18 protein-coding genes are annotated in these 25,148 nt (G+C 35.8%); 9 read left to right on the forward strand and 9 right to left on the reverse strand.

What is annotated here, in order from left to right:
* Positions 1–96: 96 nt before the first annotated feature.
* From AC3Y25_RS12495 to AC3Y25_RS12505, 3 genes are all read left to right on the forward strand, one after another.
* Positions 97–3,288 (forward strand): SusC/RagA family TonB-linked outer membrane protein, encoded by a 3,192-nt coding sequence (locus tag AC3Y25_RS12495; protein WP_489902962.1) that lies wholly within the window; start codon positions 97–99, stop codon positions 3,286–3,288.
* A gap of 12 nt (positions 3,289–3,300) precedes the next feature.
* Positions 3,301–4,725, forward strand: a complete 1,425-nt coding sequence (locus AC3Y25_RS12500; protein ID WP_489902963.1) for a SusD/RagB family nutrient-binding outer membrane lipoprotein — start codon at positions 3,301–3,303, stop codon at positions 4,723–4,725.
* Between the two features lie 328 nt (positions 4,726–5,053).
* Complete coding sequence (locus AC3Y25_RS12505; RefSeq protein WP_489902964.1) at positions 5,054–5,983, forward strand: NAD-dependent epimerase/dehydratase family protein; 930 nt, start codon at positions 5,054–5,056, stop codon at positions 5,981–5,983.
* Between the two features lie 91 nt (positions 5,984–6,074).
* Here AC3Y25_RS12505 and AC3Y25_RS12510 read toward each other — a convergent pair whose 3' ends face one another.
* The 5 genes from AC3Y25_RS12510 to AC3Y25_RS12530 form a co-directional block, all read right to left on the reverse strand.
* Positions 6,075–6,845, reverse strand: a complete 771-nt coding sequence (locus tag AC3Y25_RS12510) for an alpha/beta hydrolase (protein WP_489902965.1) — start codon at positions 6,843–6,845, stop codon at positions 6,075–6,077.
* Positions 6,846–6,853: 8 nt separating this feature from the next.
* Complete coding sequence (locus AC3Y25_RS12515; RefSeq protein ID WP_489902966.1) at positions 6,854–7,393, reverse strand: hydrolase; 540 nt, start codon at positions 7,391–7,393, stop codon at positions 6,854–6,856.
* Between the two features lie 103 nt (positions 7,394–7,496).
* Positions 7,497–8,534, reverse strand: a complete 1,038-nt coding sequence (locus AC3Y25_RS12520) for an alpha/beta hydrolase (RefSeq protein ID WP_489902967.1) — start codon at positions 8,532–8,534, stop codon at positions 7,497–7,499.
* 25 nt (positions 8,535–8,559) lie between these two features.
* Positions 8,560–9,303 carry a hypothetical protein gene (locus AC3Y25_RS12525; RefSeq protein ID WP_489902968.1) on the reverse strand — a complete coding sequence of 248 codons (744 nt, stop codon included), beginning with the start codon at positions 9,301–9,303 and terminating at the stop codon, positions 8,560–8,562.
* Between the two features lie 178 nt (positions 9,304–9,481).
* Positions 9,482–11,917, reverse strand: coding sequence for a histidine kinase dimerization/phosphoacceptor domain -containing protein (locus tag AC3Y25_RS12530; protein ID WP_489902969.1), 2,436 nt, complete (start codon positions 11,915–11,917; stop codon positions 9,482–9,484).
* Positions 11,918–12,119: 202 nt separating this feature from the next.
* Here AC3Y25_RS12530 and AC3Y25_RS12535 point away from each other — a divergent pair, with 202 nt between their 5' ends.
* A complete protein-coding gene (locus tag AC3Y25_RS12535) occupies positions 12,120–14,096 on the forward strand; it encodes a sigma 54-interacting transcriptional regulator (protein ID WP_489902970.1) in 1,977 nt (658 codons plus the stop codon).
* 87 nt (positions 14,097–14,183) lie between these two features.
* On the opposite strand, the gene AC3Y25_RS12540 is transcribed toward AC3Y25_RS12535, so the two are convergent.
* Positions 14,184–14,972, reverse strand: a complete 789-nt coding sequence (locus tag AC3Y25_RS12540; protein ID WP_489902971.1) for an alpha/beta fold hydrolase — start codon at positions 14,970–14,972, stop codon at positions 14,184–14,186.
* 281 nt (positions 14,973–15,253) lie between these two features.
* Between AC3Y25_RS12540 and AC3Y25_RS12545 the strand changes: the two genes are divergently transcribed.
* Complete coding sequence (locus AC3Y25_RS12545) at positions 15,254–16,090, forward strand: alpha/beta fold hydrolase (RefSeq protein ID WP_489902972.1); 837 nt, start codon at positions 15,254–15,256, stop codon at positions 16,088–16,090.
* A 169-nt stretch (positions 16,091–16,259) separates the two neighbouring features.
* Here AC3Y25_RS12545 and AC3Y25_RS12550 read toward each other — a convergent pair whose 3' ends face one another.
* Entirely contained in the window at positions 16,260–16,940 is a 681-nt protein-coding gene (locus tag AC3Y25_RS12550; protein WP_489902973.1) for a metal-dependent hydrolase, read from the reverse strand.
* A 492-nt stretch (positions 16,941–17,432) separates the two neighbouring features.
* Between AC3Y25_RS12550 and AC3Y25_RS12555 the strand changes: the two genes are divergently transcribed.
* Genes AC3Y25_RS12555 through AC3Y25_RS12570 form a run of 4 tightly spaced genes read left to right on the forward strand, consistent with a single transcriptional unit; the run spans position 17,433 to position 22,190 of the window.
* Entirely contained in the window at positions 17,433–18,887 is a 1,455-nt protein-coding gene (locus AC3Y25_RS12555) for a TolC family protein (RefSeq protein ID WP_379799711.1), read from the forward strand.
* Complete coding sequence (locus tag AC3Y25_RS12560; RefSeq protein ID WP_489902974.1) at positions 18,888–19,880, forward strand: HlyD family secretion protein; 993 nt, start codon at positions 18,888–18,890, stop codon at positions 19,878–19,880.
* A 5-nt stretch (positions 19,881–19,885) separates the two neighbouring features.
* The gene (locus AC3Y25_RS12565) at positions 19,886–21,061 is read left to right on the forward strand and encodes an ABC transporter permease (protein ID WP_489902975.1); all 1,176 of its coding nucleotides are present in this window, start codon (positions 19,886–19,888) and stop codon (positions 21,059–21,061) included.
* Positions 21,030–22,190 (forward strand): ABC transporter permease, encoded by a 1,161-nt coding sequence (locus AC3Y25_RS12570; RefSeq protein ID WP_489902976.1) that lies wholly within the window; start codon positions 21,030–21,032, stop codon positions 22,188–22,190. The genes AC3Y25_RS12565 and AC3Y25_RS12570 overlap by 32 nt, the downstream gene beginning before the upstream one ends.
* A gap of 688 nt (positions 22,191–22,878) precedes the next feature.
* Here the strand turns inward: AC3Y25_RS12570 and AC3Y25_RS12575 are convergent.
* Both AC3Y25_RS12575 and AC3Y25_RS12580 read right to left on the reverse strand, forming a co-directional pair.
* A complete protein-coding gene (locus tag AC3Y25_RS12575) occupies positions 22,879–24,048 on the reverse strand; it encodes a porin (RefSeq protein WP_489902977.1) in 1,170 nt (389 codons plus the stop codon).
* A 44-nt stretch (positions 24,049–24,092) separates the two neighbouring features.
* The gene (locus AC3Y25_RS12580; RefSeq protein ID WP_489902978.1) at positions 24,093–25,142 is read right to left on the reverse strand and encodes a type II asparaginase; all 1,050 of its coding nucleotides are present in this window, start codon (positions 25,140–25,142) and stop codon (positions 24,093–24,095) included.
* Positions 25,143–25,148 lie beyond the last annotated feature (6 nt).

Genomic DNA, 25,148 nt, shown 5'->3' on the forward strand with positions numbered 1-25,148 from the left:
TAGAAGCTTAAAAAGAAATTGTCATCTCTAAAAGGGAAAGCTAGAATAGCACAAAGCGCTCTAAGCTCGCCTTATTTATTAAACTAAAACAAAGTAATGAAAATAAAATTAAAAAGATATGCTTGGCTATGTATTTTGTTGATTTCCATAGGAGTTAAAGCTCAAGAGACAAAGCCGCTAATTCAGTCTAAACTGGAAGGAACAGTTGTCGATGCCGTTACAAAAGAGCCTATTATTGGGGCTTCGGTAACGATTCAAGGAACTACACATGGTGTTATCACAGATACAGATGGGAAATTTTATTTCCAAACAGGGCAAAAATTCCCTTATGTGCTTTTAGTTAGTTATTTAGGATATAAAAAACAAGAAGTTGTAGTAAACAAAAACGATATTACGATCAATCTTACCGAAGAACAAAATGCTCTATCTGAAGTAGTTGTTACGGCACTTGGAATTTCAAAAGAAAAGAAATCTTTAGGATATACAACTCAATCAGTAAAAGGAAAAGAATTGGCAACTACCAAAGAAACCAACTTCTTAAATGCTCTTTCTGGTAAAGTAGCGGGTGTGCGTATTACCAATTCGCAAGGAGATATGGGATCTTCTCGTATTATTATTCGTGGAGAAACTTCTATTGCAGGAAACAACCAACCGCTTTTTGTGGTAGATGGAGTTCCTGTAGATAACTCTCAATTGAATTTTGGTGGAGCTACTCGTGATTTCAGAAATGCAATTGCGGATTTGAATCCACAGGATATTGAAACTTTGACTGTTTTAAAAGGGCCAAATGCCGCTGCTCTTTACGGATCGCGTGCTGCTCATGGCGTTGTGCTTATTACGACAAAATCAGGAAAAGGACAAAAAGGAGGATTTGGTGTTACTTTTAATACGGGCCTAACCGTTTCTCAAGTGGCTACTTTGCCTTCTTTCCAAAACACTTTTGGACAAGGTTCTAACGGAAGATTCAGCTACGTAGACGGAAAAGGTGGAGGAGTTAATGATGGTGTTGATGAAAGCTGGGGACCAAGAATGGACGGACGCCTTATTCCGCAATTTTACTCTAAAGGAGAAGCAGTTCCTTTTATTGCGCACCCAAATAACGTGAAAGATTTCTTCAACACAGGACTTACTTACGATAATAGTGTTTCTATTGCAAAAGCTAACGATAAATCAGATTTCCGTTTAGGTGTAAACAATCAAAAACAGCTTGGGACTGTACCAAACAGTGAAATCAACAAAACCAACTTTTCTATTAATACTAATTATCAGATTTCTGAAAGTGTAAAAGTTGGGGTTAATGCCAATTATATCGCTACAAATGCTCCTCAATTGCCAGGTGGTCCATCTGGTGGTCGTGCGGCTGGGGTAATGCTTCAGTTTCTTTGGTTCGGACGTCAGGTTGATATTAATGAATTGGAAAAAGATAGAAATACCAACTGGAATAACAGCTATTACAGCAACCCGTATTGGAACGCTTATTATAATACAACAAGCCAACAGCGTAACCGTTTAATTGGAGATATCCATTTAGATGCGAAATTGGCAGAAGGATTAAACTTCAGATTCCGTACAGGAGTTGATTATTATAACGATAGAAGAAAATATACTATTAAATATGGTACAAATGGAACTCCTTTCGGATCGTACGCAGAAGATGCTTACACTGTAAATGAGCAAAATACTGAGGGTATATTTCAATATACAAAACAGCTTAATGATGATTTTACTGTAGATGCACTTGCGGGATTCAACATTCGTAACCATAGCGATGCCAACAACTATCAGAAAGCGCCTCGTTTAGCGGTTCCAGATTTGTATACTTTAACAAACTCTAGAGATCCGTTAACATCATCAAACTCATTATCTAGATTGAGAGTTTACAGTGCTTACGCTTCTGCTCAGTTTGGTTTTAGAAACTATGCTTTCTTGAACGTTACGGCTCGTAATGATTGGTCTTCTACATTACCAAGCAGCAACCGTTCTTATTTCTACCCATCTATTAACGGTAGTGTGGTTTTAACAGATGCATTAAATATTAAGAGCAGTACATTAGATTTCTTAAAGCTTCGTGGAGGATGGTCTGAAGTAGGTAACGATGCAGATCCGTACCAATTGGCTACAGTTTATAATTTCCAAACGGCATTTGACGGAAATCCGATCCAGACTTCTTCTCAAAGAAAACTGAATGAAAATTTGAAACCAGAAACAACACGCTCTACTGAAATAGGTGGTGAAGCTTCTTTCTGGAAAAACAGACTTCATTTTGATATAGCGTATTACAATACCAATAGTTTCGATCAGATTTTAGAAATCAAAACTACAGCAGCAAGCGGTTATACTTCGCAGTTAATCAATGCAGGTAAAATTAATAATCAAGGTATTGAAATACAGTTGGATGGAAATCCTGTGCAAACAGAAAACTTTAAGTGGAATGTTGCGGTGAATTATTCTAAAAACAAAAGTAAAGTAGAAATTCTAGATTACGCAGGAGATATTAAAAACTATACTATTGGTACTTCTGGAGGTGTAGATGTATTGGCGTCTGTAGGGCAAGCTTATGGAGCACTATACGGAACAGCTTACGAGCGTGATGCAAGCGGAAATATTGTGGTAGGAGCAAATGGTCTTCCAAAAGCAGATCCGACAAAAAAAGTGTTAGGACATTATACTCCAGATTATTTAGCTGGTCTTACGAATACTTTGACTTACAAAAATCTTGAGCTTTCTTTCCTTGTTGATGCTAGTGTCGGTGGAGAACTTTTCTCAGGAACAAACAGAACAGGTAACTATACTGGGGTTTTAGCACAGACTCTTCCAGGGCGTGGTGCTGAAAATGGTGGTTTAAGCTACTATTATCCAGGAAACAATACCGCTAATCCGAAAACTTTGGTAACAGGCGGAGCAGCTCCAGGTGGTGCAACAATTTATGATGACGGAATGATTTTCGGAGGTGTATTTGCAGACGGAACTCCTAATAATAAAGTGATTAGCGCACAAGAATATTATAAAGCATCATACAATATTAGCGAAGCTTACATCTATAGTTCAACTTTCGTAAAAATGAGAGAGATAAAACTGACTTATAATTTTAATAAAAAGCTGATTAAAAAACTAGGATTAGAAGGAGCAAGCGTTACTGCTGCTGGCCGTAACTTATTCTTTATCTACAAAGATGCTCCAAATATTGACCCTGAAACGGCTTTCAATACTGGAAATGCGCAAGGATTGGAAAGTTTAGCTTTACCAACAACTAGAAATTTCAGTTTAAACCTTAACGTTAAATTTTAAAAACTCGGAATCATGCTAAAAAAACTATCATATACAATACTGTTTGCATTGACACTGAGCTCTTGCAGTGATACTTTGGACGATATTAATAAAAATCCAAATGCAACTGAAACCCCTCTTGCACCATATCTTTTAACTGGTACTTTAAAGCAAAGTGCCGATTTGTACTGGGGAGATGCAAATAACTTTAACTCGACTTTGCTATTTGTGCAGCATTGGGCTAAAATTCAATATACAGAACCAGATCGTTACGATGTTTCTAATGCTTCTTTCACGACATTGTGGGATAAGGGATATTCGACTCTAATTACAGATTTGAATACGATTATAAAATTTCCAGATGCTCAGGCAAACTCTAACTATAAAGGTATCGCCTTAACGTTGCGTTCATGGGCCTTTTTATTGCTGACAGATGCCTACGGAAGCATTCCGTACAAAGAAGCGGGTCAAAATGTAACGCCTGCATATAACACACAAAAAGAAGTATACACAGGATTGCTTGACGATTTAAAACAAGCGCAATCTTTGTTAAATCCAGCAAATGGTTCTGTTACGGGTGATTTGGCTTATAAAGGCGATATCTTGAAATGGAAAAAACTGGTAAACTCACTTCGTTTGCGTATTGCGCTGAGAATTTCAGACAAAGAACCAGGTTTGGCAAAACAAGCAGCTATAGACGCTACAAGCGATGCAGGAGGATTAATTGGCAGCAACTCCGAAACCTTCCAATTTGTATATACCAGTTCGCCACAGCAAAATCCAGCTTCGGCTTGGTTTGAAACTAGAGATGATTTCCGTATTTCAAAAACTATGGTCGATCAATTATATGCATTGTCTGATCCTCGTTTGCCTGTTTTTGCACAATTGCCTTCAGATGCAAGTGTAGGGAAATATGTTGGAGGTGCAAACGGCTTATCAAATAGTGATGCCAATAGCCAAGGTTTTGCTAAAACATCAAAACCTGGAACTTATTTCTTAACATCGGCTTCTCCAGCAGTAATTGCTTCTTATTCAGAGACATTATTTAATCTTGCAGAAGCAGCAGCCCGCGGATATATTTCGGGAGATGCAGAACAATATTATAAAAATGCTATTACAGCATCTTTGAATCAGTTTGGAATTACGAATGCGACTACGATTTCAACTTATTTAGATCAAGCAAGTGTGAAATATGATGCATCAAATTATGCTAAATCTATTGGTACACAAAAATGGATTTCTTTCTTCGGACAAGGTTTAGATGCTTTTACAGAATGGAGAAGATTGGATTATCCAGTTCTTACAGCTGGTCCTGCTACTGTTTTGGACGGAAAAGTTCCTTCTCGTCTTTTCTATCCGGGTACAGAACAATCACTAAACGGTGCTAGTTACCAAGCAGCTGTAACGGAACAAGGAAAAGATTTATTGACAACCAAATTATGGTTTGATGTAAAATAAAAAATGTTGTTGTTTTTTTGAGTTAAAAAAAAGCCCTGTATCTTAAATGATACAGGGCTTTTGCTTTCGCATTTCTACATAGTTCAATTTAAAAAAGCAAAAAAGTTATAGAATTCAGTAACAAAACTTTCTTTGATTTTACTAATAAGAAAGACGGCAAAAATGATATGTTTTTTTGTTGTAATTTAGAAATAAATTAACTGATTTATAGGTTCTAAAATAGCAATAAAGTAGAATATAAATGAGTTAGAGCTTATGAGACTTGTTGCAATTTCTACAATAAATACAAGTGTTAGAAAAAATAAAGCAATTTAAAAAGTTAAGCAGTATGCAAACTATATTAGGAGCCAACGGACAGATTGGAGAAGAATTGGCCAGAGAACTAAAAAGAAATTATACCTCAGATATACGAATTGTAAGCCGTAAAGCACAAAAAGTAAATGATACAGATACCGTTTTTTCGGCAGATTTAACGATTAAAGAAAAAGCAATAGAAGCCGTCAAAGGCAGTGAAATAGCCTATTTTACATTAGGTCTTCCAATGGATACTGACTTATGGGAAAAACAGTTTGTGCTGATTTTAAGAAATGTTATTGAAGCCTGCAAAATCAATAAAACGAAATTGGTCTTTTTTGATAATACTTATATGTATCCGCAAGACAGCAGAGTGCTTACCGAAGAAACGGCCTTTGAACCTGTCGGCAGAAAGGGAGAAATTAGAAAAGAAATGGCTGAAATGGTGCTAAGCGAAATAAAAACGGGACAATTGGAAGCCGTAATCTGTCGTGCGCCTGAATTTTATGGACCTGCCAAAACGCAAAGCATTACCAATACTTTAATCTTTAAGGCTATTAAAGAAAATAAAAAACTAAAAGTGCCTTTGAAAGACTCTAAAAAAAGAAGCCTAATTTGGACACCAGACGCAAGCCGTGCCACAGCTTTAATAGGCAATACACCAGATGCTTTTGGGCAGACGTGGCATTTGCCAGTAGATGAAAGCCATCTTAATTATAAAGAATTCATTGCCTTAGCTTCTGAAATATATGGGAGAGAACTAAAATATAAAGTTATTCCAAAGTTTGTTTTTACCATTGGTGCATTTTTCAGTAAACAAGCAAAAGAACTGCAAGAATTGCTTCCAAGATATGAGCATGCCAATGTTTTTGATGATTCAAAATTTAGAAAGCGTTTTCCAGATTTTGCTGTAACAAGCTATAGAAGCGGAATTGAAGAAATAAAAAAGGAGCAGAAATCTTAGTGAGAATGGTGGTTTGAAAGAAAATTAAAAATGCTAGATCCAAAAAGATCTAGCATTCTAGTACATTTTTTAAAGTTGAAATATATAATTTCTATAGCGATTCATACCAATCTAAAATATAATCGGCAACACTTTCCCAGCCCGGTTCTCCGCAAATAAAATGGCTTTTGCCATCAAATATTTTTAGATCGACACGACCTCCATTTTCTTTATATCGGCTGGCAATTGTCTCCGTTAAACTAGGAGGGAAGATATGGTCGTTTCCGCCGCCAATAAATAAAATAGGTTCGTGCGGTTTTTTGAAATTGATATTGGAGAAAGAATTCAAAACCAATTCTCTACTGACTTTATAGCTTTCAGGCACTGCGAATTTCTCAAAAGCAATGCTTTTTTGCGATTCCGGAATGGTATTAAAAAAAGCATAATCATACCATTTTCTGCTTCCCATAAAATATTTGCTTGTAGAGAAAAAACCAAAAGCCGGTATTACTGTTTTTAAGGTTTGAAATGGCGGAAACACATTTTTTGGAGGCGCTCCATCAATGCTTACTCCAGCCGCCGCTTTACCTAATTCAACCAGTTTTAAGGTGGCCATGCCAGCCATAGAATGTCCAATTACCAAAGGTTTTTCTGGTAAAGTGTCTATTAATTTGCTGATAGCCGTAACAATATCTATAAATCCAGTTTTGATAAGGTCAGGATGGACTCTGGCTCTCAATTCCGCGGGAACTCCTTCGTGTCCTGGATTTGCTGGAGTATAAACCGTATATCCTTTTTGTTCATAGTACTTTTTCCATTCTGTCCACGTTTTGTCGTTCACAAAATTTCCATGAATGAGTACAATAGTTTTCGATTTTGACATGATTCTTTTTATTTGATTAATGTTAGAATTTCTTTAAAAATTTCCCGTCTCGAATCTTTTACAAGTTCATAAAGGCACATTTCAACATTGGTTACTGAAGCTCCTTTGTGCTGCAGTTTTTGCAAAGCAATTACAATGCTTTCCTCTGATCTGGAAGAAATACAATTGGCTACAACTTCGACTTCAAAATTATAGGCCAGTAATCCTATTGCCGTTTGATACACACAAATATGGGCTTCTATACCGCAGATTAGCCACTGCTTTCTGCCAGAATCTATAATCGCCTGTTTAAAGGTTTCATTATCCAATGCATTGAAAGAAAACTTCTCAATTGGTTTCTGATCCTGAAATAGCTTTTCTAATTCAGGTATCGTTGCGCCAAGTCCTTTTGGGTTTTGTTCGGCCCAAATTATCGAAATTGAAAGTAATTGACAGCCTCGGATAAGTTTTTCCAAATTAGCGGTTAGCTTTTCGCTGTTGTGCACCATTCGAGCAAGTTTTCCTTGAACATCAATTACAATCAATCCAGTTTTTTCTTGTACAAGCATAACGACTTCTTTTAGGTTGTTTTTAAGAATTAAATTTACAAATTTATTTGTTGTAAAATATTTGTATACAGAATGTTATGTTTGTTTTGTTGAAGAATTAATCTTACTTCAAATACTTTTTAAGTTCTGCTGCGGCTTGAATAAAAAGTGCTTTTGTCTGCGGAATTTCAGCTAAACCATTCAACAATCCAAAATCGTGAATGACGTCGTTGTAGCGAACAGTTGTAACTACAACTCCAGCATCACTCAATTTACGTCCGTAAGCTTCTCCTTCATCTCTTAAAATATCATTTTCAGCAACCTGAATCAAAGTAGGAGGAAGGCCTTTTAGCTGAGATAAATTGGCTTGCAGTGGCGAAGCGTATATTTCTTTTCTTTTGGAAGGATCTACGTATTGATCCCACATCCATTTCATTAAAGAATCGGTCAGAAAGCGCTGTTTGCCATATAGTTTATACGATTCTGTTTCAAAATTGGCATCGGTTACAGGCCAGAAAAGAATCTGCACTTTATAGAGCGGCGTTCCTTTTTCTTTCGCCATCAAAGCACTCGCTGTAGCGAGATTTCCACCTGCACTGTTGCCTACGATTCCTAATTTACTTCCATCCACATTGATTTCGCTTCCATGCGCAGCAATCCATTTTGCAGCTGCATAAACCTCGTTTACAGGCTGAGGATATTTGTGTTCTGGAGCCAGAGAATAATTGACAAAAACGCCCACATAACCCGTTAAAACGCTTAAATCTCTAACCATTCTTTTGTGCGTAGGATAATCGCCCAACACCCAACCGCCGCCATGAATGAACATAAAAACAGGCAGTTTTCCTTTCGCGCCAGCGGGACGAACAATATTCAGCTTGATTTTATAACCGTCAGCTGTAATTTCTTTTTCCGATTCTTCAATTCCAGACAAATCAACTTTAAAAGCATTTTGTGCACCGACCAATACATTTCGGGCGTCTGCAACCGGAAGCGATTCTAATGGAGCTCCTCCAGAATTTAGAGGTTTTAAAAATGCTTTTACGGCTGGAGTCAAATGCGGATCTGTAGCATAATCGCCTTGCGCATAACCTTTTGTTGTTAAAGTGTTTAAAATTATATAAGGGATAAAGATCATTTTTAAGAGAATTGATTTTTTCATTGTTTTTAAGCTTTAGAATTATGTTTTATTTTACAGAATAAGGCAATGAAAGATTTCCGCTAGCAACAGTATAAACTTTGTATACTCCGAGCATTGGCTTAGAACCTTCAGAATCATGCGAACCGCCAGTGCCTGTGCTAACTTCCATATAGCAGCTTACGGCGTCAAACTTAAAATTGGTTTTGTTGTTGATTCTAAAATCGGGTACGATTACTTTTATAGAATTTCCTTTAGCCACGATATTAAAACCTGGGCTATCCATATACATTGCCATTCCAGGATTTGTTGGGGGCAGAACTACATTTGGATCTCCTTTTGTAAATTCTCTAACCGAAAGTCCGCCGGCAACACGTTTGTCTTCCACTAACAAAACCCAGTGTGCATGCCAGATTAAACCATCATTTAGATAATTTCCATCAAGATTTTCATCCCAAAGCGGAGTGTCTTCAAAATCGGGATGAGAAGTAAGTGCAAGTGCTACTATTCCTTCGGCTTGACCGAAACCAATATCAGAAGATTTTAAAGTAGTCGGAAAAACATAGGCCAAAACTGGCGCACCATTTAGTTGACCAACTGGTTTGGGCATTGTTTTTCCTGCAGTTCCTTCTACTTTAATGTCCCAAACCGTAAGGCCTAAATCTGCTTTATGAGTTATTGTGGCCGATTTTATTTTAAAATCACTGTTATTGTAGGAACTGCATTTATCGCAGGCTTTTGCAGCGCTAAAATTTAGAAATAAAATGATGATTAGCAATATTGATTTTTTCATAATAAATTGGTTTTTAAGGGTTAACTTCCCTAGAAAACCAATTTATAGGCCATGGCAATAAAAGCTTTAATATTACGGTTTTAGCGCTTTTTATGGAGATTAAAAGCGCTATATTTCGCTAAACCCATTTCTATTCGTGAGATTTCGCTACAAAAGAAATTAGGTTTTGTTTTTTATACTATCTTCTTTTTTCATTGATTGGAAACTCTTTAGAGAATTCTATTTTAAGAATTGTTCCGTTATTGTTTTCCATAGAAAAAGTCGCATCCAAATCATCGCTAAGGCCTCTTATTAGACTTAAGCCAAACGAATTGATTTTTTTGTTGCTGAAGTTTGCATCAAAGCCCACTCCGTTGTCGGCAATTGTCAAAAGGTATTTGTCTTCGGTTGTCGCTTGGAGCGTTACATAGATCATTCCTGTCCTGTTGTCTGGAAAAGCGTATTTTATTGAATTGGTAATCGCTTCGTTTAAAATAAGCCCAAGCGGAACGGCCTGTGCAACATCTAATTCGAGCGGATCAATTTTAAGTTCAAAGCGAATACGTTGTCCAAGCGAAAAAGATTCTCTCAGATATTCGACTAATTCTTTGATGTAATTGGGCATATTGATTGTCGAAATATTCTCTGAACTATATAGTTTTTGATGAATTAACGACATAGAATGAATGCGATGCTGACTGTTTTTAATGGCCGACAACGCCATATCGTTCTCCAAATAAGCCGATTGCGAATTAAGAAGACTTATGACGGTTTGAAGATTGTTTTTTACGCGGTGATGGATTTCTTTCAAAAGCCATTCTTTTTCATCTAACAAATGTCTAAGATTAATGTTCTTTTGATTGATTTCTTTTTCTTTGAATTCCAATTCAGCATTCGTTCTCTGTTTAAGGCGGTATCGATTGTACAATAAACCAAGAAAAAGAACCAATAAAACCAAACTCCAGATGGAAAGCGTATTTAATAATTTTGATTTTTTTAATGCCGTTTGCTGTAAATCGGTTTCTTTGTCTAATTGTTTGATTTTTTGTTCTTTATTTTCTGTTTCATATTGAATTCTAAGCTCTTCAATTTGTTTGTTTTTAGAATAATCTAAAAGAGAATCACTGAATTTTTTATACAATTTATGATGTACCAAAGCCGATTTAAAATCCCCATTTAGCGAGTCCAGTTTATACAAAGACATTTCCAGCGCTTCCGAATTGTAGTTCTTGCCATATTTTTTGGAAAGCGCTTCGATTTTATCAATGTAAATTTTTGTTTTTGCCAGATTTTGGCGATTCGCATAAAATAAAGCAATAGACGAATAGGTATTGCATAGATCTCGATAAGTCTGCGGCGATTCTAAAGCATCTGCAGCTTCTCCGGCCTTAATAAAATATTTTTCAGCCGTACCATAATTTTTAATTCGCCAATAACAATTTGCGTAAGCATAATTCATAAGCATGTTGTCAAATTTATTTGGAGGCGGATAATGGCTTGTTATAGAATTCATATATTCTATGGCTTCTTTGTTTTTTCCTTTAAAAGACAAAGATGCTGTCGCAGTTATAAAACTCTTGTACCAACTGCCGCTGCTGTAAACATTTTGCCCATACTCAATACTTTTTTTAGCCATTTTCATAGCGTCATCTGTATGTCCCATCTGCAAATAGATTAAACCTAACCGCATATAAAAGATATCTGCAAAAGTGTAATCTTTGCTAGATTCCATTGTTTGCACACTCTTTAGAGCATAATACAAAGCACTTTTCATGTTAAACTGAACGGCTTCTATATGGGCAATTGTTGTTTCTCCAAATTGCTGCTGTCTAAAGCCGATTTTTCGCATATCGGCAATGTTTTGATAAAGTATTTTTTTGGCATCATTTATTTTTCCGTGCCAGAAATAAATGGTGCACAGTTTTGCTTTTGTTTCCAGTCTTTTCTCTTCAAGACCTAGCGTTTTAAACAACGCTTCGGCTTCTTTTAGAATTTTCTCTTTTTCAGGATCTAAGTCGTATTGATAGCTCGCTTGGTTGAGTAATGCATGTGCCAGTGCTGCTTTATCATTTTGTTTTCGGCACTCGTTTACAACCTGCAAAAAGCATTTTTTGCTTTCAGGATAATTGTTGATTTGGAAATAAAACTTTCCTAAAAGCATGACACTTTCATGTTGCCACTTTTGTATTTTTAGCTCATTGCTGATTTTTACCGCGTCAGTGATATAAAGGTTAGCGTTTTTTAAATCGTCTGGTTTTGTAAAAGGTTTGAATAAATAAAAGATTCCCAATTGTAGCGCCAGTTTTATTTTATCAGCACTTTTGGATTTCAAATAAAGCTTTTTGGCGGCATCAATATTTCCTTTTTCAATTAGATCATTTCCAATTAGATAAGAACCATCATTAAAACCTTCATCATAAGCTAAAGAAACAGGAAGTTTATAGGCCTTGCAGGTTAAAACTACAGAACTATCCGCATCTATAGAGCCTTGATTTGAATTGTATAAATAAGAAGAACAGGTGTGAATTAATAGACGTTTCTTTTTTAAGTCATAATTTGCTGTTGCAGGGTGGTTTTGTGCCTGAGAATTAATTGTAATAAAAAACAGCAGACAAAACGAGTAAAGTAGCTTCATGGTTTATTAGAATTAAATTTAGTAGGTTTTGGATTAACAAATATAGGAAGAAACAATTTTTATGTTTTGAAAAATAATATGAAAATTACGGTTAATTGTGATTTTTATTTATCTAAATTTGGAAACGACTAATTTTAATTGTGATAATTAACTATTTTTGTATCAATAAATTAAGTGCAAGATAGATAAAAAATACCCACTTATGAAAAATTCTCCCGATAACGGATATGAAACTGTTGCTGCTAGTTTGAAAAAACGAATTTTAATTGTAGAAGATCAATTTATTGAAGCTCACGATTTACAGTTAATTCTCGAGAAAGCAAATTATGAAGTGATCGGAATCGCGCGGTCGGTAGAACAGGCATTGGAACAAATTGAAATTGAAAAACCAGATTTGGTCTTCTTGGATATTATGCTCAAAGGAAGCCGAAATGGTATTGAGTTGGCGCATATTCTTAAAGAGAAATATATTGGCTTCATATTTATTTCTGCCAATTCAAGTAAAACTGTATTAGATCAAGCTAAAACTACTCATCCTTATGGGTTTATCGTAAAACCTTTTCGAGATCAAGATGTGTTAACGACTCTTGAAATTGCATTTTACCGTCAGCAATATAGTTTAGAAAGTCAGCTACTGCAGCAGTTTCAGCTTCAGGCGGCCATTACAGAAATTATAAATTCAAACCTAAAGAAAGAGGAGGCGTTATTGGCATTTGCAAAAGCGGCTCAAACTTTTATTCCTTTTGATTATTTGGAAACCGGTTTTGTCACCTCGACACATTATGATAACATCGGAATTGTCCGCAGAAATTTAGAACAATATCAAATCATCAATTTGCAGAAACTTTCGCAAGTAGCGGTATTGTCAGAAAAGGAAATCAACGAAACTTACAGGAAATCTAAAGTAGATAAGAAACCTGTAATTTATAGCGAAGAAGCGTTGATTAACAACCTGCAAGAAGCGCCAATTAAAGCTTTAATTGCACACAATTTTGGTATCAAATCTTACTTGGTTTTTCCGCTTTCAATTGCCTCGATCCAGAGCTATCATTTTACTTTTTACAGCCGTAGCCTTACTGTTTATTCTCAAGAACACTTACGATTATTAGGTTCACTCGAAACGCTTTTTCATCAATTTATTGCTAAAATTTATTCGAAAGAAGATTTAAATCTGCCTATTAAAAAAACGGAAATCAAAAGCACAATTTCTCCCGTAAAGACACAAGAAGGTTTTGAAGGGATTATTGGCAACAGTTCGCAAATGGGCACAGTTTTTAATTATATTCGGAAAGTTTCGCCTTCAGATACTTCGGTTTTGGTTTTAGGAGAAAGCGGAACAGGAAAAGAAAAAATTGCGCAAAGCATACATGCTTTATCTCCGAGAAAAGACAAGCCTTTGGTTATTATTAATTGCGGTGCTATTCCTGAAAATCTTGCCGAATCATTGCTTTTTGGACATGAAAAAGGGGCTTTTACAGGCGCTTTGGACAGACGCATTGGTAAATTTGAATTGGCAGATGGAGGAACTATTTTTTTAGACGAAATAGGAGAGATGTCTCTCGAATTGCAGGTAAAGCTGCTTCGTGTTCTGCAAGAAAGAGAAATTGAGCGTGTGGGCGGCACTTCGTCAATGAAAATAGATGTTAGGATTATTGCTGCAACCAATAAAAATTTGGAAGAAGAAGTGGCGGCAGGACGATTTAGAATGGATTTGTACTATCGTTTGCATGTTTTTCCGATTATGGTTCCGCCGCTAAAAAAGAGAAAAGAAGACATTCCAGATTTAGCCAATCATTTTATAGCAGTGTATAGTGAGAAAATGGGTAGAAAAGCGCCCATTCTTTCCGATTTTGCTTTGCAGCAGATTCTAAATTACAATTGGCCAGGAAACATTAGAGAACTTGAACATGTAATGCAGCGCGCCATTTTGCTGACAGAAGGAAATACAATTAAAGAAATTGAACTTTCTATGTCTTCCAAAATACATCCTGAACCGGCACAAGAATCATTTTCGATAAAAACGATATTAGAAAATGAACGAGATTATATTTTGTATATCCTTAAAAAATGCAACGGAAAAATTTCTGGTGCTGGTGGCGCTGCCGAAATTTTAGACATTCATCCGTCGACTTTAAATTCTAAGATTAAAAAACTGGAAATAAAGAAAGGGATTATTTAGCAGATTTTTTGATTCCGTTTTTTAGTCATGTTTAAAGATATAGCCCGTGGTTTCCACCACGGGAACACAAAAACAATCCGCAATCCATTAAGAAATTTTCTTTAGCCAATTGGCGATAAACTCAGCTATAGTCTGCCAGTTTTCTTGATTTATACTCAAATGATTGCCATCTTGAAATTCTTTGTAACAAGTGATAGAATGAAGGTTTTTATATTTTTTAAAGTTTAAATTATTTAAAGAAGCAGGAACAAAAGCATCTTGTGAACCCGCTACAAACAAGAGCGGATTGTGTTTTTTCTTGAAATCAATCTTAGCTGATTTGGAATAAATGTTTCGTATAACTGATTTAGATTCGGGAATCAATAGAGCTTCGTAAGCTTCTTTTTGCTTTTCAAACGGCATTTGGTTCGCAAAATAGTATTGCCATGTCTTAAAAGACATTAAAAAGGTCTTATTTGTTGGACTAAGACCATCGGAAAGATTCCAAATTGCTTTATAAAACGAAAAATTAAAATGCATAAGATTGCCAGGCGGAATAGAATTGATGCAGATTCCGTGCGATCCCAATTCTTTTTGAAGAAGTAACTGCGTTAGAAGTCCGCCATAGGAATGACCTATTAAAATTGGTTTTTCAGGAAGCTTGTCAATGATTTCAGTATAATAATCCAATAAGTTATCTAAACGGATTAAAGCAATTTTGGACTCTGAATGGTTTTGTCTCAAATCGACTGCCAATTCGTTTTTGTAAAGCCAAGGCGGAGCAACCGTTTTATAGCCTTCATTTTCAAAAAAAACAATCCATTCTTTCCAGCAAGCATGGCTGATGAATGTTCCAGTAATAAACATAATCGTTTTTTTAGTAGATAAATACATCATATCGAAGCTGTTAGATTAATGTTTTGAAAAGAGTACTATTTCATTTACAAAAAACAAAAGGAATGCCTTTTTTATAAAGTATTGATTCTAAAAGCATTGTTTGTAAAACAGATTTAGGAATTATTATATATCGTTAAAAAGAAGATTGGATTCTTGAAATATCATAATTCTTTAGTATACGAATAATCGTTAAATGCTTTATTGTTAGTGTTCTGCGTTTTGGTTTAATCTTTGTCTACTTGATGAAAACGAATATTGATTTCAATCTTTAACTTATAATTATGGAAAAAATTTATGACGCAGAGACACGTTTTGCCGATTTAGGCGATCGTAAAATTGCTTATCGTTCTTATGGCAAAGGAAAAGCAGTAATTTTTGTGAACCGTTTTAGAGGAACACTAGATACTTGGGATCCGTTGTTTGTGGCATCGATGGCAGAAAAGTTCAACGTTATCGTATTTGATTATTCTGGAATTGGCTCTTCTACAGGAAGTCTTGCTCCAGACATTACCGTTGTAGCCAAAGATGTAAAAGATTTGGCAGATGCCTTAAAATTAGATTCGGTTGTTGTTTTAGGATGGTCTTATGGTGGGTTGGTGGCACAGACGGCAACTTTGCTTTATCCTAATTTGGTAACGCATGCCGTTTTGGTAGGAACGAATCCGCCGGGAGAAAACAAAGTTCCTATTGAGCAAGCTTTTTTTGATGCCGCACTCAAACCTTTAAATGATTTTGATGATGAAATTGTGCTGTTTTTTGAACCAAAATCAGAATCAAGCCGTTTGGCAGCAAAAGCTTCGCACGATAGGATTCATAAAAAGATAGCCGTAGATAAAATTCCTTCTACAATGGATGTTTTTCAATTGTATTTTGGCGGAGGAGATACTTTTAGAGAAGATGCTTTAAACTTTAGAGAACAATTGAAAAAGACCAAAACTCCTATTCTGATTATTTCTGGAGATCATGATATCAGTTTTGCCGTAGACAATTGGTATCCAATTATCAACCAAATGACAAATGCTCAAATGATTGTGTATTCGGCAACAGGACACGGACCTCAGCATCAATATCCGGAACTTACCGCTCAATACATCATTAATTTTGTGGAATACATATAATTTGAAGTTCATCAGCAAAACTTCATTATATGCAAAAGGAATAGTCTCAGCAGCTATTCCTTTTTTTTATGAAAAAAATTTGGTGTTGTTTTCTGTGGTCTTTTTTTATAAAATGATATTTCGCTAAAACCCACATTTTAGCGAAATATAGCAAAGAAAAATAACCAATTTAAATCTCGATGGTCGTATTTATTTTAGGTAAGAATAATTGAAAAGAAGCTTTATTAAACTCCTCTAAAGCTTTTTGATGGTCCATTACAATAAATCCAAAAGTATCGTAATGAACGCCTAATATTTTGTTTACCCCAACGAGTTTTGCGGCTTCAATAGCTTCTTCGATTCCCATTGTGAGACCGTCGCCAATAGGGAAATCAGCAAAGTCAAGTGGGGTAAATTTAGGAATCAGTTGCATATCCAAAGTCAGAGCCGTATCGCCGCTGTAATAGAAATTTCCATCTGTTGTTGTAAGCACAAAACCACACGCAATTCCGCCGTAAGAGCCATCTATAAAACTGCTAGGATGCTGAGCTATCACACACTTTACAGTTCCGAAATCAAAATCAAACTTTCCTCCTGGATTAATGGGATGTGCATTTTCGATTCCGTTTTTCAATAGCCAATTATAGATTTCAAAATTTCCGAGCACTTTTGCGCCCGTATTTTTGGCAATTCGCTCTACATCGAGAATATGGTCATAATGCGCATGAGAGATAAAAATGTAATCTGCCTTTATAGCATCTACATCAACCTCTTTGGCTAATTCGTTTGGCGTAATAAAAGGATCAAAAAGAAGGTGTTTTTCGCCAGCATAAACAGAAAAACACGAATGTCCGTAGTAAGTAACTTTCATGGTAAAATGTTTTAAATCAGTTAATTATGATAATTATTTTCAAGAAATGTGCCAGTGGGGAATGACGTTATAAAAGCAAAATTATTAAGAACTGAGTTTAAATGCTCCAGCGGAGCAAAATATTTATAGAGTTCCATTTCGCATCTACAAAAAAGCTCCAGAGGAGCGACATAAAAAATGGTTTCAGATAAGGAGATTGCAATTACACTGATTTTCCGTAAATTAAAATAGCACTTATAAAATAAAATCTTTATCTTTAACTAGTTGGTATATTGGCTTGTACATGATTTTTGCTGGTATACTTTTTTTCGCTGTTTAAGTTAAGGACCCCAAATTTTCGTAAGCAGTATATTCTAAATAAATTTAAACCATTTCAGAATTTATCTGAATAATAAGTTTTTATCTCATTTCTATTTTATCCTGCAGTTTTTAATTAAACAGCAAAGAAGTCGCTAGTTAAAAGTAATTTCAAATCATTAGAATATTATATAGATGCATATAAAACTACAATTTCTAAAGCTTTTTATTTTGTTTTGTCTTTTTGTATCCTGCTTGGAAACAAAAGCGCAGACCACTTCTCTTGAAGAATGTTTTTCTATAGCACAGCAAAATAACATTACCATCAAACAGGCAAAATCTGCATTGAAGACAGGCGAATATAATCTTCAGGCAGAAAAGAAAGGCTATTTGCCTAAAGTAGATCTTTTATCGAGTTATTCTTATTTGAGCAGTCCGCTTACGATAAACTTGCAGACCGTTAAAGACGGAATCGTTGAAGGTTCATCACAGCAAAGTGTGAATACGGCAAACGAAATTTATCATGAAATTACAGGAAACAATTTATCGCAGGCAGCACAGGATCGTATTTATAATACTTCAAAAACGGTTATTGGAGGCATTTATCCAGACTATAATCCTAGTTTAAGCAAACAGTCTTATTTTGTTGCAGGAGTGGGAGTTCGTCAGCCTATTTTTCTTGGAAACAAAATAAACTCGAGTATAGATCTGGCTCAATCGGTTGCTAATTCGGCGGGAATTGGTGTTGAGATTGCTGGTAAAGAAGTTAATTTTTTAATTGCAGTGCAATATCTTAGAATATTGTACCTCAATTCTTTAATTAAGAAACAGGAACAGATTGTAAGTGCTTTAGACAAAAATAAAAATTATGCCGAAGAATTGGTCAAGAATAAAATACTGCCTCCATACCAAAAAAATTGGACGAATGTGGTTTTAATTCAGGCGCAGACTCAGTATAACAATATCAAGATGGAAAAACAAAATGCACATCTTGAACTTAATAAACTGATGGGAGTGGACCTTGACGCTGCAATAGTGATTTCTGATACTTTAAAATATACCGAAATCAATCTAGAGAAACCTATGAATGAGTATTGGCTTACAAACCCGGTTTACAGAATTGCAAACAACAAGATCTCTTATGCAGAAACTGCCGAAAAAATCAGTAAATCATTGGCTTTGCCTAACATTTTTGCCATTGGGAATTACAATTTATATCAGAAAGACTTACCCGTTTCTATTCCCGATTGGTTTGTAGGGCTGGAATTGCAATGGACTTTGTATAACGGACAGACCAATAAAAGGACTTTAGCCGCAAAACAGTTGATAGAAGAAGCGAAACTAGGAGAAGAGAATTCCAGTTTAATGCTTCAGGTGCAGTCGAGGGTGGCAAAGAACAAAATGACTTCATTGCAAAATGATGTTATGGCTATGGATGCAGCGAGAAAGGAAGCCAATACAACAAGCAGTTTAATAACCAAGAGAATGAACAATCAGCTCTCGTCGCCAAAAGATGTTAATGATGCTTTATTGATAGAAACAGAAATAGAAAAAGGGTATTATACCGCTGTTTTGGGATACTATCTGGCATTAGCGGAATATTTTAATAGTTTAGGAAATCCAAGTCAAATAACGCAATTTATTAAATAGATGAAAGATATATTTAAAAACTACTGGGCGCTGATTATTCCAATCTTTGTAGTAATAGCAGGACTGATTTTTTTCTTAAAAGACAACAATAAAGAAGATGATAATTTTATCGGAATGGTCGATGCAACAAGTGTTGATGTTGCGGCCGAATTTCCAGGCAGATTAGATTCGTTATTGGTAAAACAGGGCGATACCGTAAAAACAGGACAATTGCTGGCTGTACTTCGATCTAACGAAATAAATGCCATAAAAGCTCAGGCACTATCGGCAATTGATGCGGCAAAAGGACAGCAAGAACTGCTTACACAAGGAGCAAGACCAGAATTGATAGAAGCGACTTCTAAACTGTATCAAATCAGTCAAGAGCAATATAAATTGTTTAGCACGACTTATGACCGTATGGAACGATTGTACAATGAAGATGTGATCTCGGGACAGGAAAAGGATGTTTTCTATTTTAAATTTCAAGCGGCAAAAAAGGAAATGGAAACCGCTCAGTTAAATCTGCAAATGCTCAAAAATGGTACAAGACCTGAATTGCTAAAAACCGCAAATGCTATCGTAAAACAAGCAGAACAAGCTTATGAACTAACCAAAGCGCTTGGAGATAATACGAGAGTTTATGCTCCTGCAGATGGCGTAATTTCTAACTTGGTTACGCATCAGGGCGAAATTATTTCTATTGGGTATCCGATTATGACCATAGAGAAAAAGAACTCAACGATAATTAAGTTTAATATCCGACAAGACAAATCAAATCTGCTTAAAGTGGGAAGCAAGACAGCAGTTAAAGTTCCAGGTTGCGAGCCAGAAACGTTTGATGCCATTGTGCATTCTATTGCGCCTACCTTAGAATTTGCCAATTGGGTTCCGTCCAAAGATAAAGGAGAATTTGAATTGAGAACTTTTACAATAGAAGTGAAACCCGAAAACCTTGCACAGATTAAAGGCCTTCGTTCTGGTATGACTGCTTCTTTAATTCTTCCTCAATGATTTTGATGCTGAACATAATTATTAGAGAGTGGAAGCGCATTCTAAGTCTAAAAGTATTTTATTTGGTAATGCTTGTAGTTCCTTTCGCTTTGTTTTTCTTCTATGCTCTTATTTACCAAAAACAAGATGCCAAGAATTTAGCATTTGCAATTTGGGACGAAGATCAAAGTGCCATAAGCCGAGAGCTGATTTTTTTATTAGAACAAAAAGAAACGTTGCAGATTACGAGAAGAGTAAGCAGCGAAGCCGAAGTTAAAAAACTGATTCAAGAAGGTAAAATATTGGGTGCTGTACATTTTCCTGCCAATCTGCAGAAGAATATCTATAGCCGTCATCCGAGTAATGTGACTTTGTACACCAATGCCGCTGCGCTTGTTCCTGCTAAGTTAGTTTATAAGGCTGTCGCCGAAGTTGTAATTACAGGAAGTACAGGGGTAATTTTGCAGAAACTGGTAAAAACGGGAATGAAATCTGATCAAGCCATGGCGATTGCAAATCCGATTAGTTTGAGAACCTATCAGCTTTATAATCCAACTTACAATTATCAGGAATATTTGGTTCCGGGATTAATAACAGTCGGAATGCAGATGATTCTGATTATCAGTTCTATGCTGGCTTTAAATTATGAGTGGGTTACAGGAACGATGCACGAACTGTACGATTCATCAAAAGGTTCTGTTGTTGCTGTAATTGTCGGAAAAACAATAGCGCATCTCGCCATCAGCTGGATTAATTTTATCATTATTACAGGAATTATTTTTACTTTTTTCGATATCGGGGTTCCCGCAGCTACGGGAAAGTTTTTTGTACTATACACTATGCTTTCTTTAGCCTGTATTGGTATCGGGATGTTTATATCGGCTTTGTTTAAAGATGTAATGCTTTCGGGAGATGTTGCTCTTTTTTATACTTCGCCCGCTTTTGTGTTCAGCGGATTTACTTTTCCGAGATGGGCAATGCCTTGGTACGATCAGTATTATGCACTTATTATGCCTTATACCGCTTTTTTAGACGGATTTTTTAAGGTGTATTATATGAATTTGCCTTTAAGATATGCTCAGGGAGAATTCGCCAAACTCTTGTTGTTTTGCTTGGTAATGTATCCGACGGCAATGTTGTTGTTTAAACGTCAATTTAATTCGATTAAAGATGAAAAAGAAACCGCAACAATCGCTGATTAATCTCTTTTTGAGAGAAGCTTCACAAGTAGTAAAGGATCATAGTTTGCTGCTTACGCTTCTTATTGCTCCTTTGCTGTATGCTTTTTTTTACGGAAGCATTTATATCAATAAAGAAGAATTTGATGTAAAATTGGCTGTGGTAGATGATGATGGTTCGAGATTGTCACGTTTATTACAGCAGAATATAGATGATTCCCCAATTGTAGAACTGATTCATTTTTCGAATTTGGAACAGGCAAAGGAGCAGATGTATCAAGGCAATTGCCAAGGATATTTTTATATTCCAGAGGGAACAGAAGCCAATTTATTGAGTTTAAAACAAAGCAATGTAGTATTGGCAATCAATGCCGCGAGGTTTCTGCCTTCAAGTGATCTGCTGTTAAATGTACAGCAGATATGTTTGACCGTTGGAGCAGGAGTGCGCCTTCAATATTATCAGAAAAAAGAAGGCATGAGTACTACCATTGCTATGGAGAATGTGATGCCTGTAAATTTAGATTATCGCCCTTTATTTAATGAGAGATCGAGTTATGGCGCATTTTTATTGCCAGGATTGTTAGCTCTGATATTACAGCAGACCTTATTAATTGGTTTGTGCGAAAGTGTAGCAGGCGAGCGTCAGAGTTCTCGTTTACGAGAATGGCTCGGTTCGGGTATTTCTAATGGTATTTGGGGCAAAGGATTGTTTTATCTGATACTATTTGCTTCGTATGGCTTTTTCTTTTTAAATGTAAATTACAAACTCCTCAATTTACCCATGAGAGGCAGCGGATTTGAATTAAGCTTATTGTTGCTTTTGTTTATTGTTACTTTAATTCCTATGGCGCAGTTTATAGGTTCGCTGTTCAAATCGCAATTACTTTGTTTGCAGATGATGGCTTTTTCAACTTATCCGATTTTCTTGATTACAGGATACAGTTGGCCATTTGAATCGCTTCCGCTAGCATTGCAGTGGCTGTCTAATCTTTTACCTACAACGCCTTTTATTGTTTTGTATACCTCCATTGTACAATCGGGTGCCAGTTTATGGGATAATCCGTCTGTTTTATTGCATCTTATTCTGCTTTTTGCTTTTTATAGTACGATTTGTTTTATTCGTTTAAAATATTTGACGGTAAAAAAGTTATGAGTTATGAGTTATGCGTGTTGCCTAATCATTACACAATATATTCAAACATAGCCCGTGGTTTCAACCACGGGGAACTGGGATACAGGTAATGCGTATAAACCAGTTATTAATTTGAATTGGCTCCAGCTTTAGCTGGAGTTTTATATAAAGGGAATTAGAATGGCTTTAGCCAAAATTGCGCAATTTGGCTAAAGCCTTATTCTTGCGATTATTAAATACCTCCAGCTGAAGCTGGAGGCTATTCATAAAAAAGGTTATGAAGTTATGAGTTATGCGTGTTGCCTAATCATTACACAATATATTCAAACATAGCCCGTGGTTTCAACCACGGGGACACGGGTGAAATGTTTATAAACCAGTTATTAATTTGAATTGGCTCCAGCTTCAGTTGGAGTTTATATAAAGTAAATCAAAATGGCTTTAGCCAAAAATAGCGATTTGATTAAAGCCTTATTCTTACGATTGTTAAATACCTCCAGCTAAAGCTGGAGGCTATTCGAAAAGAAGCTTAACTTAAAGCATTTTAAATTATTCTTAAATCTGCCTAATCTGCTTAATCTGCGAGAGAATAATAAAATAGTTGCTAAAATCTATTTTGAATCTGCGAGAGAACAAATTAGAAATGCTGGAATAAATCGTAAAACTCGATTTATTCCAGCATTTCTAATGGAGTTAATTATTTAAAATTTTATAATACAACTAGAGGCGAAATTATACCAATCATAATTCTTCCAGTGGTGCTATTAGATTGCCCTAAACTTGTTTTTGAATAATCGCTGTACTCATAAAAACGAGCGACATAAGTAGCAAAGAACTTTAAATTAAAGTTTTTAATTGGATAAAATTCTACTGTCGGAATAACGCCCCACGCGGTACGGATTCGGCTAGAGCTGACATTTGGATCGGGTATATCTTTCCATGAAGCCGTGCTAACCATTCCAATTGCCGAAATTTTCCAGTTTTCATTCAATGAATATACAGTTCTCAGCCAATGTTCGATATAATATACATTTTCTGCCGCATGATCTAAAACCGTGTCTGGAATTAAAGAAGTCACAACTCCTGTTCGATCCAGATCTTCGCTGCTCCATTTGAAATCATATTGAAAAAGCCATTTTTTGGTTCGAAACTGATTTCCTAATGCCGTATAATACATATTTACGGGGTGTCCATTTTTTGAAGCTTCCTGAAAAATACTGAAACTGTAAATCGTTTTAAATTTTCCATCTAAAAAACTACCGTTCCAGTTTCCAACATAGGCAGCAGGGAATTTCGCTTCTTCTACATTTGGCACATTTTCATAGAGTTCAGGAAAGGTTTTGGTTCGAGAATTTAAAATCTGAGCAGAAAAAACATGATCCTTATTGAGTTCCCAGTTGAACTGAACTCCAGTTAAAAAGTTATCTGAATTATCGACAATATCATTGTACTGATAAATGTCAATTGGATTCATGTCAAACTCATAACCACCCCAGTTTGCGGTCATTTTTCCGATGGCAATACTTGTCCTGTTGGATATATTATACCCAATAAAAGCCAAGTCTGTAGAACTGCTGATATTGTCTGTAGACTGTGGTTCAGTCTCTTTGGTATATCGGTCTCTAAACCTAAAAAATACTTTATCCTTATACACTTTCCCTTTTACTTCCAATCTAAATTGGTTCACTTCAAATTTACTGCTAGTATATTTTCCGTCTTCAATATAGCTGTTAAAACCAACCTGAGTATTGAAAATTAAATCGACATTATTGAGCAAATCAACTTTGGTTGCTTTTATTAGGGGAGTTTTATGATTGAGAACGGTATCAGTCTGTTTTTCCTGCTGGGCATAGGCACCAGCGGCTAGAAAAACACTCAAAATTATTGAAGTTAAGATACGCATAGTTTACAATATCAAATGGTTTAATACTCAAAGAAGTATTCTTGGAGTTTTTTACTGTCTGTAGTTTGGGTAAGTCCCAACATTAATAGAATCCTCGCTTTTTGAGGAATTAAATCATCTGCGACAATAGTACCAAGCTTTTGATCATCGGTTTCGTCAAATAAAGTAACTCTTCCAGACGGTACTCTAGAAGCTCTTGCAACGGCAATTCCTTTTTTAACAGCGCTAGCCGCAGCATCAGAGTTTACTTTATTTAGATTTCCGTTACCTAAGCCGCCAGTTACAATTCCTTTTACTCCAGAAGCTACATACGCATTTATGGCAGTTGCCGGCGCATCAGCGTATAATTCGACAACAGCTACTTCTGGTAAAGTGTTTAAGCCTGTAATATCAAAAGGAGTATTTTTATTGGTTTTTCTAATCGGATTTTCATAAAGAGAAACTTTTCCGTCATAAACCTGTCCGATTGGACCGCTGTTTGGAGCTGTAAAAGCATTTAAGTGAGTAGTGCTCGTTTTTACAGCATTTCTTCCCGTAAAAATGTATTCATTAAATACCAGTAAAACACCGCTGTGTGCTGCTTGTTTAGAAGCTGCTAAAGTTACGGCATCATATAAATTCTTTGGACCGTCTGCGCTTATGGCTGTTGCTGGACGCATAGATCCGGTAACGATTACAGGTTTATCAGATCTTACGGTCAATGATAAAAAATAAGCTGTTTCTTCTTGCGTATCGGTTCCGTGTGTGATTACGATACCATCGGCTTCATTATTTTTATAAATTTCGTTGATTCTTTTATTCAGCTTAATCCAAATCTCGACAGTCATGTCCTGACTTCCTACATTTGAAATCTGTTCTCCAGAAATTTCGGCAACTTTATCAATTCCTGGAACCGCTGCGATTAAATCTTTTATAGGCAATTGTCCCGCAGTATAAGCAGAGCGATCTGCAGATGCGCCTTGTCCGGCAATTGTTCCTCCAGTTGCAAGTATCTTAATTCTAGGTAATTTTTGAGCATAAATACCTGTTACCAATAAAACGGACAATAATAAAGTAAATAAATTTTTCATAGGTTT

Source organism: Flavobacterium sp. LK-23 (genome assembly GCF_058135255.1).

Excerpts from the sequence above, each read along its gene's own strand:
- AC3Y25_RS12535 (WP_489902970.1), top strand. The coding sequence starts at position 12,120 with ATGAAAAATTCTCCCGATAACGGATATGAAACTGTTGCTGCTAGTTTG.
- AC3Y25_RS12570 (WP_489902976.1), top strand. The coding sequence starts at position 21,030 with ATGAAAAAGAAACCGCAACAATCGCTGATTAATCTCTTTTTGAGAGAA.
- AC3Y25_RS12500 (WP_489902963.1), top strand. The coding sequence starts at position 3,301 with ATGCTAAAAAAACTATCATATACAATACTGTTTGCATTGACACTGAGC.
- AC3Y25_RS12565 (WP_489902975.1), top strand. The coding sequence starts at position 19,886 with ATGCTGAACATAATTATTAGAGAGTGGAAGCGCATTCTAAGTCTAAAA.
- AC3Y25_RS12515 (WP_489902966.1), bottom strand. The coding sequence starts at position 7,393 with ATGCTTGTACAAGAAAAAACTGGATTGATTGTAATTGATGTTCAAGGA.
- AC3Y25_RS12505 (WP_489902964.1), top strand. The coding sequence starts at position 5,054 with ATGCAAACTATATTAGGAGCCAACGGACAGATTGGAGAAGAATTGGCC.
- AC3Y25_RS12580 (WP_489902978.1), bottom strand. The coding sequence starts at position 25,142 with ATGAAAAATTTATTTACTTTATTATTGTCCGTTTTATTGGTAACAGGT.
- AC3Y25_RS12525 (WP_489902968.1), bottom strand. The coding sequence starts at position 9,303 with ATGAAAAAATCAATATTGCTAATCATCATTTTATTTCTAAATTTTAGC.
- AC3Y25_RS12510 (WP_489902965.1), bottom strand. The coding sequence starts at position 6,845 with ATGTCAAAATCGAAAACTATTGTACTCATTCATGGAAATTTTGTGAAC.
- AC3Y25_RS12530 (WP_489902969.1), bottom strand. The coding sequence starts at position 11,917 with ATGAAGCTACTTTACTCGTTTTGTCTGCTGTTTTTTATTACAATTAAT.
- AC3Y25_RS12540 (WP_489902971.1), bottom strand. The coding sequence starts at position 14,972 with ATGATGTATTTATCTACTAAAAAAACGATTATGTTTATTACTGGAACA.
- AC3Y25_RS12560 (WP_489902974.1), top strand. The coding sequence starts at position 18,888 with ATGAAAGATATATTTAAAAACTACTGGGCGCTGATTATTCCAATCTTT.
- AC3Y25_RS12555 (WP_379799711.1), top strand. The coding sequence starts at position 17,433 with ATGCATATAAAACTACAATTTCTAAAGCTTTTTATTTTGTTTTGTCTT.
- AC3Y25_RS12545 (WP_489902972.1), top strand. The coding sequence starts at position 15,254 with ATGGAAAAAATTTATGACGCAGAGACACGTTTTGCCGATTTAGGCGAT.
- AC3Y25_RS12550 (WP_489902973.1), bottom strand. The coding sequence starts at position 16,940 with ATGAAAGTTACTTACTACGGACATTCGTGTTTTTCTGTTTATGCTGGC.
- AC3Y25_RS12520 (WP_489902967.1), bottom strand. The coding sequence starts at position 8,534 with ATGAAAAAATCAATTCTCTTAAAAATGATCTTTATCCCTTATATAATT.
- AC3Y25_RS12495 (WP_489902962.1), top strand. The coding sequence starts at position 97 with ATGAAAATAAAATTAAAAAGATATGCTTGGCTATGTATTTTGTTGATT.